The following is a 13,943-nucleotide window of genomic DNA, read 5'->3' on the forward strand; positions in this document are numbered from 1 at the left end:
TTTTACTCACGCAAATTTAGCAGGTTCGCGGTTTTATTTGCGATGTAAAGTTACAATTCAGGTAAATTTATGCTGAGTCCGATAACATTTAATTTAAACCATGAGCAAAAAATTCTACCTTTCAGCCTCCAGCCTCCAACCTGCTTTACGTGATTTCTCTTCAAGTCAAAGTTAAATTATTCCAGCCATTCAAATCAAAAAAATCCTGATACGAAATCAGGATTTTGCTATACTAATTAACGTCACTTCGAATAGATTTTCAAAAATGTATCGGGAAGTTTTTGCTTGTCAACTTTAAATCGTCTTCAGATACAATTCCTGGAGCTCCGACGCGGAAAAGTCCCGGGAAGGCAGATGCTGCACCAATTCCCCCTGCTTCATAATCCCTATATTGGTGGCAACGCTCACGGCATTGAAAATATCATGGGTGGCCATAAAAACGGTACGCCCTTCTTGTCCGAGCTGCCGTACGATTTCTGTAAATTCCGCTGTGGCAATAGGGTCCAATCCGCTGGTCGGCTCGTCGAGTAAAAGGACTTTTGCATTTTTCGCCAAGGCAATGGCAATGCCCACTTTCTGGCGCATCCCTTTGGAATATCCGCCCAGTGCTTTATGATGGGCCGTTTCCTGAAGGCCGGTACGTTTCAGAAATGCAGACAACTCATCCCGGGTGTAGGAAAAACCGGCAATTTGTGAAAAAAAGTCCAGGTTTTCAATTCCGGTAAGGTTCGGGTACAGCAATACCGTTTCCGGAATGTAGGCCAGGTGTTTTTTAATGTCCTGCGGATGGTCTTTTACGGATATATAATTGATGAAAGCATCGCCGGACGTCGCTTTGATGAGTCCCAGCAGAATATTGATCGTCGTACTTTTCCCGGCTCCGTTTTGTCCCAGCAAAGCGAATATTTCACCTTTCCCGACTTCCAGGTTAAGGGATTGAAGTGCGGTAAAATCGTTGTATTTTTTATGAAGGTTGATGGTCTTTAGCATAATTTTCTGAATTTAATTTGTGAAAGAATAAGAAGAATGGCAATAATCAGGACATAAGGCAAAAACAGGGCAGCCGGGTCCAGAGGAACATCTTCACGAAATGATTTTACCGTTTGCCGGTTCCAGTCGACCACATCCGGATGTTGGCCGGAAAAGATGAGCGGATAGAAGAACAGCCGTTTTTCTTCATGAAATTTCTTTAAGCCGATCCCGAAGTCCAGATGGTTATCCATCCCTGTTTCCGCAAGCCGGCTTCCCTCCAGCTGCGTATGGATATTCGGAAGGAAATACCCTAATATTTCCGCAGCCTGATTCCGTTTTGCCATTTTTTCATTGTAATGCTGCGAAGAAAAGGATGCTTCCAGATCGCCCATGTGCTGCATGGCATAATACCAGGTCCACGAGAAACTGTCGTCTTCCTTTACTGTAAACTTCGCGAATTGAGGGTAAGCTTTATAAAACTTCTGCATGGTCGGCTGCTTTGGTTCATCCCATTTGTTGTGATAACCTTCGCGCTGCTGCATCACTGCCTTTAAGGATTCCTGAACAGGATAAAATTTCTGGATCAGGATATTGCTGCTCATCGGAACAATAAAATTGATTCCTACCCAGACGATCAGAAGAATCAAGGCATTCTGGGCAGATGATTTTCTGAATGAGACGATCCACCGGCAAAGCACAAACCAGAAGACAATATAAAGCCATCCGGCCATGATGAAAGCCATGAAATTTATACTCAAAGGAATAGAAATCCAGATGGAAGCAATAAAAATCAGCAGGAAATACACTGCACTGACCGTCAGAAAACGGATGAGCAATTTCATATCCAAAAGCTTTCCCAGGTCCCGGCTCTGCACCGAAAGCAGTTTCCAGCGGCCGCTCTCCTCTTCTTCGGAAATAATATTGTAGCAGAAGGCCACAATAATCAGAGGGAAAAGAAAAACCAGGACAAAACTGAAATCAAAATTCCCCGCCGCTGCACTCGCCGGATTATAGAAATCCGCATTGTAACGCTGCTCCTCAAGATTTCGTATTGTTACGCCCTGAACCGAAGGATTAACGTCCCGCATTCCGATATTTAGGGCAGCGAGCTTGGGTGTTTCGTTTATGAGATTGAATTTGATATAATATAAAATCAGGCCCAGATCTTCATTGTGGTAATTCACATTTTTCCTGATGCTTTCTTTCTGGAACTGCTCACTTTTAGCGATAATATCCTGATTCCTGTCGAGGAATTTCTTCCCGGTGTAGATGGCCATGATGCCGGCCAGCAACAGGAAAACCAGGGCGGAAGTATAGGCTTTATTGCAGTAAAACTGTTTAAATAGGTAATTTTTCATTTAAATTAATTTTAAGTTTCGTCCTGCTATTTCGATCATGATCAGGCAGAGAGCCAGCCAGAATACAAGTGCTGCCGCCGGAATCCACTGCCCGGCAAAGCTTTCCCGGAAAGAGACATACCGGTAACTGAAATCAGGGAAACTTTTTCCAGTTTCCGGCATCCACAATGGCCGCCGGCCCACCCTTTTCCGGCTTGATGTTGCTGATCTTTTCAATCTGCAGGTCGTTCATTTTCTGCGCCAGGCGGTAACGGTATTCCTCAGCCTGCTTCTGAAACCGGGTATAAGAGAAATAATCGGTTCCTGAGGCCGTCATGGAAACATTTTTAACGGCCATCAACGGATCGATGAAAGCACTCAGTTCCGAAAACCGCTGCTGGCTGGCAAAGGTTTCTTCCAGCTCTTTCTGATGCCTGATGTAGATCTGCGAACTGATTCTTTCTCCTTCCTTCATCACGAAACCGCTGTAATTGAACGGAAGTTCATTGGTGGATTTCACATTGTAGCGCACCAGAAGGGAATCCTTTATTTTATTGAAATGCGGGTCGTCGGGATTATGGCTGTCCCCTGCTTTCAGGATATCCTTCTCCAGGACGGTTTCAAAAGCAATCCTGGAAGGCACCGGATACAGGTTCTGTGCAGCAAACTGAATTCCCTTCGGGAAAAAAATCACCAGAAGGAGCCAGCTCCCGATCAGACAGACCAATGCCAGCGAAGAACTCCTGCTGACTGCTGAAACCAGGACAGTTAATGTACTGATAAAGAAGTAGTAGATCATATATCCCAACAGAATCACCAGCAACCGGACGGTAAGATCGTCCCATCCGGATATTCCGGACATCATCGCCGTCACCAGCACGACCGGTAAAACCGGCAGCAGGAATAACAGTGAGAACTGCCAGAGACCAAGGATTTTCCCACGAACAATTGTGGTACCCGACGCGCCCTGGGTGATCAGGATTTTCAGCGTGGCATTTTCCCGCTCCTGGGCTATCAGCCCGAAACCGGAAAATAAAATAATCAGCGGAACGATACATTGCAGGATGAAAGCACTGCTGAAAGTTCCGAAACGGACCAGAATACCGGAGCTTCCCGCTTCCGACAGGTTGGCTGAATTTTGCTTGTGGGCTTCAAGAAAGATTACATTACCCAGGTAATCGTCCATTCCGTTATCAAAAATACTTAGCGGATGGGCCATCCTGAAGACAAGATAGCCGTAATGGGCCATCCGGTGCGGATGTTTGGCAGGCCGGTGTTCCCACTGTTCGCGCACCTGTTTCCGGTATTCCTTTACCTGTGCATTGGTTTCGGTATATTTTGTAAATCCGGCCCCGATGCTCAGCAGGCAGAATAAAAGGACGGTCATGCAGATCAGCAGGTTTTGTTTTCCTTTCATCAGGTCCTGCCGTGTTTTCCTGATGATCAGCTGTAATGTTGACTTTTTCATAATTAAAATTTATAGGCAGCGGTGAATAAAAAGTTTCTCGGCGCTCCCGGAAACAGGCGCAGGTAATTCTGCGCACCGATCCAGTAGGCCTTATTGGTTATGTTATTAATATTCAAAGCCAGTTGAAGTTTCGATTTAAAAAGGGAATAATACAATGCGGCATCCAGAGTAGCATACGCCGGAAGCTCAAAACTCCGGGTGAACCATGGGACTTTTGAGCTTTGGTACAGCATCCCCACCCCTATTCCGAAATCTTTCAGAAAGGAAATCTTAGAAAAGTTGTAACGGCTCCAGAGGTTTACCGAATTTTTCGAGGTATTTTCTTTTCTCTGCCCGATCAGCGCAGGATCTGCATCATTTACGATTTTTGCATCGATGTAGCTGTATCCTCCGTAAATATGCCAGTTCGGCAGAAGATAGCCGGTAAATTCGGTTTCAAAGCCCCGGCTGCGGTCGGCTCCACGCTGTACCAGTTCGTCGGGTTCCGCGGGATTGTTGGCATTGATCAAAATATTCCTCTGATTGATTTCGTACACTGCCAGACTCAGGGAGAACTTTTTAAACAGTCGGCTTTTCATCCCGAACTCTTTCAGGTCTGAAGTTAAAGGCCTGAATCTCGCCGCAGAGACGGAGCCTGTAAAACTGGCTGTATTCGGCATCAGCGATACGGTGTTGGATTGTGGCTGATAGCCTGTAAGATAGGTTCCGTATACATTGATGTCATCCGTGAGGCTGTAGGTAATCCCGATTCGGTACAGCATTCTGGAATTATCGAATGATGTCCTGTTATCCTTTTTAAAGTTGGTGATATCGCGGAACCATTCCTGACGAAGTCCGGCCAGTACCTTAAACTTATTCCAGGTGGCAAGATGCTGGATATAGGCCGCATGGGTTGTCGTAAGTGCCGGTGGCAAAGGATTGATGACATTCAAAACATAAGGATAGTTTCCCTGATGGTTCTGCGCGCCCGGGCTGAGGTCAAAAGGGGAAACATTGGGCTTCGGCAGTACCATCCCCTGATATTCAATAGTTTGATAAAGGGAAGCTTTTGCAGGGTTGAAGGAAGCGGCAACCGTTCCGTCCTTCAGCAGAAATCCCCGGGCTGCATCCTGCCGGCCGCCATCGCGCTTTTCCCAGATCTGGCTGTCATAGCCGGCCAGGGTCTGATGGAGAAGACTTCCGGTTTTATAGCTGAAATTAATATAAGCATTCACATTATCCACTTCCCACTTCTGCTTCCGCCGGACAAACTGCATCATGGCCAGACTGGATACGGGATTGTTGTTGATGTCAGGAACAAAAGCATTGGTGGTGCGATGCTCCTCAAGGTTTTCCTGCCAGAACTGTTTCATATACGAAGCATTGAAACTGATCTGCCTCGTAAAGTGATGGGCAAACGAACCCATGATGATGAGCTCCCTGGTCTTGAAGAAATCGTCCGTTGCTCCAAGATTGAGGCTCCTCGGCGTGCTGTTGAGGTCTGTTTTTCCGGCTACAGCTCCGAAAATCGGCTGTCCGCGGTCCAGGTTTCCGTGGAGGTCGCTGTAGATCAGTTCAACGTTTACGGAAGTTTTTTCATTGGGAATGAAAGTGAATGATGGGGAAACCAGGATGCCGTTGTTTTTCACATGGTCCCTGAAAGAACCTGCTTCCTGGTAAGCACCGTTGAAACGGTACAGCAAAGTTTTATTTTTGTTCAGCGGGCCGGTAAGATCGGCGGTCGCGCGGTAGGTACCAAAGCTTCCTGCGGAAAGCCTGATCTCGTGCCGGGGATTCGGCAGCGGCTTTTTCGTGACCATATTGATGGTTCCGCCGGGATCCACACTGGACATGGTGATGCTGGCAGGCCCTTTGAATACTTCCACCCGCTCGATATTCGAGGTCATTGGCTGAAGGAAATAGTTCTGCCGGGTCCGCATCCCGTTGATGATCTGCCCTTCTTCATTCTGGCTGATCCCCCGGATGTTGTACTGGTTATAATAGCTGGAAGGGGAAACCCCGCTTACATTTTTCATTACCTCTCCCAGCTGAAAGGCCTGCCGGTCGTTCATCAGTTCTTTGGTAACGGTATTAACCGTTAAAGGAATATCTCTGTTCTTCATGGCAATCTTGGTTGCCGCAAAAGAATAATCCGAGATGTAATCTTTGGCTTTCCGCCCCACGACCTCAACAGTCCGGATGGTTGCCGAAACCGAGTCGGAAGTTTTCTGCTGTGCACTAAGAAAGACGGATGAAAAACAGAAAACGGCCACAGAAAAACCTTTTTTCCTGGCTGGAATACCTGACCGGATTTTCCGGTCGTCATTCGTATTGATGTTCATTAAAAATTAGCATGATCCTGACGTTATTCCGCCAGATGTTATTGAAAGAACTTCCCTATCGCTGATGATAGGGAAATCCGCAGATGTTGCCCTGCAGACCTGAAAATCTGCACTGTATCGCGGCGGATAATGAAAATATTATACGGCCGGAGAAGAATACGGCGGCGCCCTGGAGCTGAAATAATCGAGGAGGCAATAATAGGCAATCGCCTTCGGATGCGGGATTTCACCGGAAACAGAGCGGCTGTCCGGCAGTTCCAGCGCAAAGAGATCAGGAAGCAGCACGTGGTGCATCTGCAGGTGAAGGGCACATTGGCATTCATCATCCTGTGAAACGGCAGGCCCTTTTTCGGTTTTGGAATGCTTTAGTTTTGCAGCAAAACTTTTGGCGTGCCCGGCATGATCAAAACACACCCTGATCCCGCTGACGTTGTAAACAAACACCATCAGCAAAGAAAAAACAAAAAAAGTCTTTAGGATCTTCTGCATATCGGAGGCACAAAAATACAATATAATTTTTTTTCGGAATGCTCCGGGCCCGATATATTGACAAAATTTAACGTAACTTCCTCATCAAAAGGTGACTTTTTAAAATTAAATTTTGCGGACGTTCAAATTAAATGAATGTAAACCCGAAGCAGAAATCGGACTCACAGGCTGGAAGAGGAATACCGGAAGCTTGTCTTTGTCGGCATGACTTTTCAGGCTCACCATCAAACAAAATTGATTGTTATTATCTAAGAAGCAATCTGTTTAAAATCCTGACTTACCAATCCAATTCCAGTCTTTAATTTCCATAATCCACCGGAAATAAATTCAATACGGCCGAACCCGAAGGCAACCCATCCGATATTCTCGGTTAACTTAAAGTACACAAACAGCCCTATCTGTCTGCTATTCTTTTATTTATAGCTATACAACAGGACGGGTTTCCGGAAAATATTTCCCGGAATTGTGTATTCCAATTGACAGAAATTGATTAATTTAGAAAACAACCAAATCTTATGTTTATGAAAAATTTAAAAAAAGTTAACAGACAAGCAATGAAGGCCATTACAGGCGGCATTAACTGTCCCGGCGGACAGCTGTGTTTAATCAACGGTAAATGGCAATGCAGACCTTACGATGGGTGTGGCGGTGGAAACCAGCCTTAAAATCTATATTTAATCCAAATTTCTTTACTATGAAAAATTATAAAAAAATTTCAAGAAGCCAGCTGAAAGAAATCCATGGCGGAGCTTCAGGCTGTTCCGAGGCCTGCTGCCCTCCTCCAAACATCAAAAGATGCCCGTGGGTGATCTGTATTATCGCCTGTCCTGTGACAAGTTAACATTCAAAGTTATTAAGCAACTTAAAATCCTGTAGAAGTAGTATTCTGCAGGATTTTTATTTTCATCCGAAGTGATGTAGATTCGAAGTGGGATTACCCTGAGGGATTCAGATATTTTCGCCTATTTACCAAAAAAATTCCTGAAAAAACCTCCTTTTTTATTGATATGGCTCCGCGCCTTATTCAGGTTGGTGCGGGTATGCGGTAAGTCATTCAGCTGTAACGACTGCTCCAAGTATTTTACGGCTTCATCGTAATTTCCAAGGTCAAGCTGCGCGCTGCCGATATGTTCATAGATTTCCGCTGTAATATCATCGGTGACGCCTCCCTGTCCGGGCATCACAGAGAGTGCCCAGGTTCCGTAATTCACGGTTTTTTCATTTTCCAGCAAATGGTAAGCCGTATGGACCGCCCAATAAAAGCACCAGAAATCCCGGTTGCCGTAGTGCATGCTCTGCTCAAAGCTTTCGAGTGCGGCAGTGCTATTTTTAAGATGTACTTCCAGAATATATCCCTGGTTGTAAAAAGCCACCTGCACAGACCGATGCTTGTTCTGCTCAACTCCGAAATGAATTGCCTGATTATAGCAATCCAGGGCTTTTTGCCAGTTGCCTTCTTTCATGAACGCATCGGCCCTACTGATCATCAGGCTCGGGTTGTCCGGCATGCTTTCCAACAAATAATCCGCTTCCACAGCGTCATTGGTCGTATCCGTTTCCAGACCCAGCGCAACAGAAGCTTTTGCCTTAAAGATGAAAAAGTTAGTGACACAACGGGTAACGTCTTCATGTTGAAGGATCGTATCGGCAGGGTCTATCTCATAATAATGTTTCAAGCCTTCATCTGCCCAGTACAAAGCCTCTTCATATCGCTTAAGATCCGAATAAGAAAAAGCAAGACAGTCGATCACGCTGATTAAGGTGATGAAGTCCATTTGATGAGAATACTCTTCCAGAAGCACTTGCGCATCAGCAATGGCTTTTTCCGGCATTTGGGCGTGGGAATAGCTGTCCATTCGATTGAGCAGGATAAACATGAATCTGCTCTGCATTATTCCTTCGGTGGCTATGGCAATGGCGCCGCCATAATCTCCCCGGATCGACAATTCCCGGGCAAGATTGTTGCAGCACATGGCAAACGTATGCGGATCATGGTTTAGCTCATCTCCATTCCCTTCAATTGCATTTTTATATAATAGATAGGAACGTTCATATAGTTGTGTTTTCAGTTGGATTAGGTGCTGTTTTTCCATGTCCGCCATTTGCGGAAATTGATCTAAAATCCTGTTGATTTCCACACCTGCATTATAGGCTTCCATTCCTGAATCCGTTTCTGTTGAAATTTTAAACTCCGAAAAGTCCTGATGATCCAGGTTTATGTGACGGATATTGAAAATACGGATCTGCAGTACCGGCGAATTACGTATTTGGTTACTGATCTCATAATACCCTAATGCGCCTTTCCAGTCATTCAGCCAGTAGAGTGCAGAGCCTGCATTCCGGTTGCAATGGTAATGTTTCGGATCAATCTCGGCACCGGCTATGCTCCAATCCAAGCATTTCGCCAGGGCATTCTCGCGGTTCGGTTCGAAAATTTCGTTATAATCAAGGGCAATTAATCCGAGTATGGCATAAAGATCCGGGTGTGGTGCTTCCTCATTAATGGCGGTGATTTGGCGGAACATCTTTTTCAGCTCGGTCCGGCTGTCCGGAAGCGCATATCCATACACCCAATTCTTTGCTGCTAAGGCATAATTGCCGGCGTTGAGTGCCTCCCATGCTTTCTGATGAAGAATCTCTTTCATAATGGTAATTTTTAAAATGATATATAGGAGAACAAGATAATCATGAAACCCAAAGACCATACAGAGCAACTGGTATTTTGCAGCTTCGTATTTTTAAATAGAAAATGTGACGGTCTTATCCGACAGTTCATTTTTTACTTTTACTTGCCGGATATTGCATTTTCAATCAATATTTGGGCATCCTTTAATTTTTAAATCTTATCAGCTTTTTCCTATTAATTACTTATTTAAAAGCTCGTACAGCCTATGCAAAATTTCTTTTTCGTAATCAATCTGTTTTGCCGACTTTTCCGAACCATCTGTAAAATCTTCGCTGATCCGGTAACTCTTAATGAGATGGTTCTTCTTCGCACCGACTGAATAATGCCAGTAACGGTTGGTACTGCTTATAAAAATCACTACCTCATCAAAAGACATCAGTCTTTTAGCCGGGAACAAAGGCATTATCCGATAAAGTTCTCTTGATTCCCGGTTAAATACATAACGGATTTTCGACCGTATCAGGATGTCATACAAGCTGTGAACAATGAGATACGGGACAAAAACAAAAAACAACACACGCCATCCCTGGTTTACCTGAGCAAAAAATATAATAAATAAAACCGCTAAGATCAGAATGACAATAAATACTGCAACCGACAGCCCTACACTGTATTGATTGGGCTGAAAGCTGAAAGCTTTTCCGTTATCGGTAATATTATACCTGCCTGTTTGTTGCATAAGGCGATGTGATTTCCTCAAGATCATTAAGAATACGCTGCATGGCAGATTTAGAAAATCCCTGAGCTATAATCGCAAATTTTTCCTTTCCCGAAGAATAGTACCGAACGTTCAGTGATGTATTTACCGGAACAAAGATATAGATCAGCCTGCTCATCTGATAATCGGTAATTTCTGAAAACGGGATGCGGCTTTCAGGTCTTAGCCCTCTTTTGATCAGCAATACCTCTGCATCGAGGTCTACCACCATTCTTTCGGTAAAGACAGACAGCAGGCAGAGTGCGGCAAGGATTCCAAAGATCCACATCATGGCTTTGTTGTCGGAATTATAGCCTATCCAGGCCATGACGGCCAGACCGATAACAATTACCATGGTAAATCCATACTGCCTCTTCAGTATATAACGGTTTCCTTCTCTTCTGAAATTTTCAGTTCCTTTTTCCATTTTCATTTTTATTTAAGTTGTACTTCATTTACTGTAATTTCCTTGCACCAGAAATAGATAAATACATGGGCCTCTTCGGCAGAACTTTGAGAAGAGAAATTGTCGAGGGAGGCTCCTGAAAATATAATCTTCTGAATAATGCGGTTATCTTTTCCCGTAACTTTCAGTTCGCCGGAAATCTCGTTGGCGTAATTGGTAATCAGCTGTAAAAGAGCCGTATCCATGGTATCAAAATCGATGGCTATGAAATATTTTTTGGCTGCGGAAGGATCATCCGAAGGCGGAAAACCTGCCGACATCCCTTTTGACGGATTACTGAATGCCAATGAAACAGAACGTGGCTGATAACGGGAAATTCCTTTCGTGGTTTTTACAGACAATTCAATTTTATTCTCCGGTTTCGTTTCGGTCTGTGCATAGCAGCATACAGAAAACAGTAAGAATGAAAAGAATACAATCTGGCGAATGCTTTTGATAGATCCGTGAAAACTCATAATAGGTAATTTGGTAGAAACTTTTGACATCAATATTAGTACTATAATTTATTTTGACGTGGTCATAATTGGTATTCTGCAAAAAATGCTTTTTATTGAGTTGCTATTATTTTGAATATGGTATGATTGCTTATTTGGAATGCTATTAATTAAGAAAAACAAAATATGCGAAAGATACCTCATTTTACTACATTTGCATCTATACCCGGATGATTATGAAAAACATTCATTTTCTAAAATTTTTTTTTTCGATATCTACAATTATTTTGTTGACCTGCCCCATGCTATCCGTAAAAGCGCAGGCTTCCTTTTCCCGATCGGAAAAGATGGCGAACCTGGGCTATTTTTATCGGTTTACGGATACGGTGAAAAGCAAAAAGCTTCTGGCAGATGCCCTTTCCCTGGCAAGAGCTACGGGATCCAAACGAGATCAAGTGATCTGTCTTACTTTATCGTCCTTCACCTACCGCAAACTGCGTGATATTAAAAAATTCAGTTTATGTGCAGAACAGGCGTATGATATTTCCACTACGACTGATGATGAATATGCAAAAGCTTACGGATATATGGCGATGGGTACCTTTAAGGCTTATTTTGATGAAAAAGCAGAAGCGCTGAATTATAGACTGAAAGGGTACGCTTTATTCAAAAAACTTCGTTTATATTCACAGTGTGCTCAGATTAGTTCCGATATTTCTTACCTTTTTTCACCAGGCTCGGATGCGAAAATAAAAAAATATGCCCGTGAGGCTTTGTACTACGCAAAAAAGTCGCGGGATTTGGAAAGTATTCTCTATGCCCGCCTTGCCTATGGTTCTTATCTTATCCAAATGACCGAAAAACAAAGAAAAAATGATAAACTTTGGAAAAATGCGGTGAAGTTTCAGGAACAGACGACCACCTTTGCCTCATCAAACTATACGAAAATTTCAAGTAAAACCAATATTGCGATATCTCATATCAATTTGGCTGCTCTCTATGTGCAAAGGGTAAGACAGATGAACGAAAAACTGTTTCTAAAAGAACTCGAAACAGCTGAGAGTATCAGTAAAAAATATTACATAAAAAGTATTTATGGAAACAGTCTAGGAATGCGTGGGCAATATTTTATGCTGAATGGCGAATATGAAAAAGCAAAACGTATGTTCAACGAAGGGATTGCTTACCAGCACAGTCTTCCCTATACGGATAATGAGATGTATGCAAATTTTCATCAATCTCTGAAAGAAATAGCCGCTGCTCAAAAAGATTATCATTCTTATTACAGATATGATCAGATTTTCAGTAAATACAACCAACTGAACTACGATGAAAACCTGCAGTCCAACCTGCAGAACGCAGAAATTAAATTTGAGTCCGAAAAGAAAATGCTGAGAATACGGCAATTGGAAAATGAAGCAAGGCTGCAAAAAAAGAATAAACAGTTGGGCTATGTGATTTCCGCCATTCTTTTCCTGATCATTATTTTTATTTATATTTCATTTTATTACCGAAAAAGATACTACCGCAAACAGGCAGAAAACCTTCAACAACAGCAGATCAACAATCAGCTTAAGCTCGATCTTCTGGAAAAAGATACCCTGGAACACCTTTTGGAAAAGCTTTCAATGGAAAGGAGGTTTCTAAGGTCTCAGATGGACCCGCACTTTATATTCAATGCCCTTGGAAATATCCAAAGCGTTATTTTGCAGGGAGATAAAGCGAAAGCCGTTATGTATTTAAGTAAATTTGCAAAACTTACAAGGGATATCCTTGATCATTCGCGCCAGGAATCCGTTACTTTGGAGGAAGAAACCGAAACCCTGAAAACTTATATCGAGCTGCAGCAGCTTCGGCTCCAAAATGCTTTCGATTACGAATTTGTTTTTGGAGAAGAGGTCGGCATGCAGGAACAGATCCCTCCGCTGCTCATACAGCCGCTTGTTGAAAATGCCATAGAACACGGCCTGAAGCCATTGGAAAAGCGAAAAGGAAAACTGGCCCTGACGTTTAAAAAGCAATCTGAAAACATCCTGATCTGCGTGGTGAAAGACAATGGGATAGGTTTGGAAGCCTCCAAAAAGAATCAGAAAATCAGCAGCCACCTGCCGCTGGCAACACGGATTACCCAGGAACGGCTTTCCCTGTATTCAGGAAAAAGAAAAGATCCTGCAATTTCCTATTTTTATACTGCCAGTTCAGAAAACGGCTGTACCGTAACTATTCACATTCCTTTATTATAAAATATGTATAAAGCTGTTATTATTGAAGACGAATACCATTTGAGAGAAGCTCTTTCCCTGCTGCTGGACATGGCAGTACCCGGCAAAATCCAGATAATTGGTTACGCGGAAGGACTGCCGGATGCCGTTACCCTGATCGACAGGCTGAAACCTGACCTCGTATTTTTGGATATCAAACTGAAAAACGGGACCGGGTTTGAAGTCCTAAGTAAAATAAAATTCAAAGATTTCCATCTTATTTTTACCACAGCTTATGAAGAATATGCGGTCCGCGCCTTTAAATTTAATGCCATAGACTATCTGCTGAAACCTATCGATCCGGAAGAGCTGAAAAACACTATTGAACGCATTGAAAACAACAGACGGAAATATGTAGATTTAGATTCGTTGCCACCCATTTCTGCAGAATCCGGAAATATTCCCGAAAGAATTGTACTTCCGACCCAGGAAGCCATGCATGTGGTGAAGCTGAAAAGTATTGTGCGCTGTGAAACATCCGGCTCCTACACGACATTTTTTCTTGAGAATGAAAAAAAAATTATTGTCTCCAAGCCGCTCAAGTATTATGAAGAGATCCTGGCGCCTCCGGGTTTTATGAGGGTGCACCAGTCTCATCTCATTAATGTAGATTTTATTACCAGCTATTCGAAAGACGGAATGATTACGCTACAGGACAATAGCACAATTCCTGTATCACGGGCCAACAGAGAATGTTTTTTCAGACTGCTGAAAAATGAACCGGAATGAATATTCCCGAATACCAACCCCAACTGTACAAATACAAATCCGTCTGTTCTAAAAGTCAAGTCCTTATCACGCCCATGCCTGCA

General features: G+C 43.4%; 13 protein-coding genes. 4 read left to right on the forward strand and 9 right to left on the reverse strand.

Annotation, left to right across the window (positions count from 1 at the left end; all coding sequences use genetic code 11):
- Positions 1–294: 294 nt before the first annotated feature.
- The 5 genes from QE422_RS13535 to QE422_RS13555 all read right to left on the reverse strand — a co-directional run bounded on the left by QE422_RS13535 (position 295) and on the right by QE422_RS13555 (position 6,587).
- Positions 295–990 (reverse strand): ABC transporter ATP-binding protein, encoded by a 696-nt coding sequence (locus QE422_RS13535; RefSeq protein WP_307459309.1) that lies wholly within the window; start codon positions 988–990, stop codon positions 295–297.
- Entirely contained in the window at positions 984–2,330 is a 1,347-nt protein-coding gene (locus tag QE422_RS13540; RefSeq protein ID WP_307459311.1) for a DUF3526 domain-containing protein, read from the reverse strand. Before QE422_RS13540 ends, QE422_RS13535 begins: the two co-directional genes overlap by 7 nt.
- Before the next feature lie 133 nt (positions 2,331–2,463).
- On the reverse strand, positions 2,464–3,777 hold the full coding sequence (locus tag QE422_RS13545; protein ID WP_307459312.1) for a DUF3526 domain-containing protein: 1,314 nt from the start codon (positions 3,775–3,777) through the stop codon (positions 2,464–2,466).
- A gap of 2 nt (positions 3,778–3,779) precedes the next feature.
- Positions 3,780–6,098, reverse strand: a complete 2,319-nt coding sequence (locus QE422_RS13550) for a TonB-dependent siderophore receptor (RefSeq protein ID WP_307459315.1) — start codon at positions 6,096–6,098, stop codon at positions 3,780–3,782.
- 138 nt (positions 6,099–6,236) lie between these two features.
- The gene (locus QE422_RS13555) at positions 6,237–6,587 is read right to left on the reverse strand and encodes a hypothetical protein (RefSeq protein ID WP_307459318.1); all 351 of its coding nucleotides are present in this window, start codon (positions 6,585–6,587) and stop codon (positions 6,237–6,239) included.
- A gap of 521 nt (positions 6,588–7,108) precedes the next feature.
- Between QE422_RS13555 and QE422_RS13560 the strand changes: the two genes are divergently transcribed.
- Together QE422_RS13560 and QE422_RS13565 are read left to right on the forward strand one after the other, a co-directional pair.
- On the forward strand, positions 7,109–7,252 hold the full coding sequence (locus QE422_RS13560) for a hypothetical protein (RefSeq protein WP_307459319.1): 144 nt from the start codon (positions 7,109–7,111) through the stop codon (positions 7,250–7,252).
- A 29-nt stretch (positions 7,253–7,281) separates the two neighbouring features.
- The gene (locus QE422_RS13565) at positions 7,282–7,428 is read left to right on the forward strand and encodes a hypothetical protein (protein ID WP_307459322.1); all 147 of its coding nucleotides are present in this window, start codon (positions 7,282–7,284) and stop codon (positions 7,426–7,428) included.
- Between the two features lie 121 nt (positions 7,429–7,549).
- On the opposite strand, the gene QE422_RS13570 is transcribed toward QE422_RS13565, so the two are convergent.
- The 4 genes from QE422_RS13570 to QE422_RS13585 form a co-directional block, all read right to left on the reverse strand.
- Positions 7,550–9,232: a tetratricopeptide repeat protein gene (locus QE422_RS13570; protein ID WP_307459324.1), complete on the reverse strand. Its 1,683-nt coding sequence runs from the start codon at positions 9,230–9,232 to the stop codon at positions 7,550–7,552.
- A 219-nt stretch (positions 9,233–9,451) separates the two neighbouring features.
- Entirely contained in the window at positions 9,452–9,952 is a 501-nt protein-coding gene (locus QE422_RS13575; protein WP_307459327.1) for a hypothetical protein, read from the reverse strand.
- Positions 9,930–10,397, reverse strand: a complete 468-nt coding sequence (locus tag QE422_RS13580) for a hypothetical protein (RefSeq protein WP_307459330.1) — start codon at positions 10,395–10,397, stop codon at positions 9,930–9,932. Before QE422_RS13580 ends, QE422_RS13575 begins: the two co-directional genes overlap by 23 nt.
- A gap of 8 nt (positions 10,398–10,405) precedes the next feature.
- Positions 10,406–10,891: a hypothetical protein gene (locus tag QE422_RS13585; protein WP_307459332.1), complete on the reverse strand. Its 486-nt coding sequence runs from the start codon at positions 10,889–10,891 to the stop codon at positions 10,406–10,408.
- 281 nt (positions 10,892–11,172) lie between these two features.
- On the opposite strand from QE422_RS13585, the gene QE422_RS13590 reads away from it, so the two are divergent.
- Both QE422_RS13590 and QE422_RS13595 read left to right on the forward strand, forming a co-directional pair.
- Entirely contained in the window at positions 11,173–13,113 is a 1,941-nt protein-coding gene (locus QE422_RS13590; RefSeq protein WP_307459335.1) for a sensor histidine kinase, read from the forward strand.
- A 3-nt stretch (positions 13,114–13,116) separates the two neighbouring features.
- Positions 13,117–13,860 (forward strand): LytTR family DNA-binding domain-containing protein, encoded by a 744-nt coding sequence (locus tag QE422_RS13595; RefSeq protein WP_307459337.1) that lies wholly within the window; start codon positions 13,117–13,119, stop codon positions 13,858–13,860.
- Positions 13,861–13,943 lie beyond the last annotated feature (83 nt).

The organism is Chryseobacterium sp. SORGH_AS_0447, from assembly GCF_030818695.1.
Classification (GTDB): domain Bacteria; phylum Bacteroidota; class Bacteroidia; order Flavobacteriales; family Weeksellaceae; genus Chryseobacterium.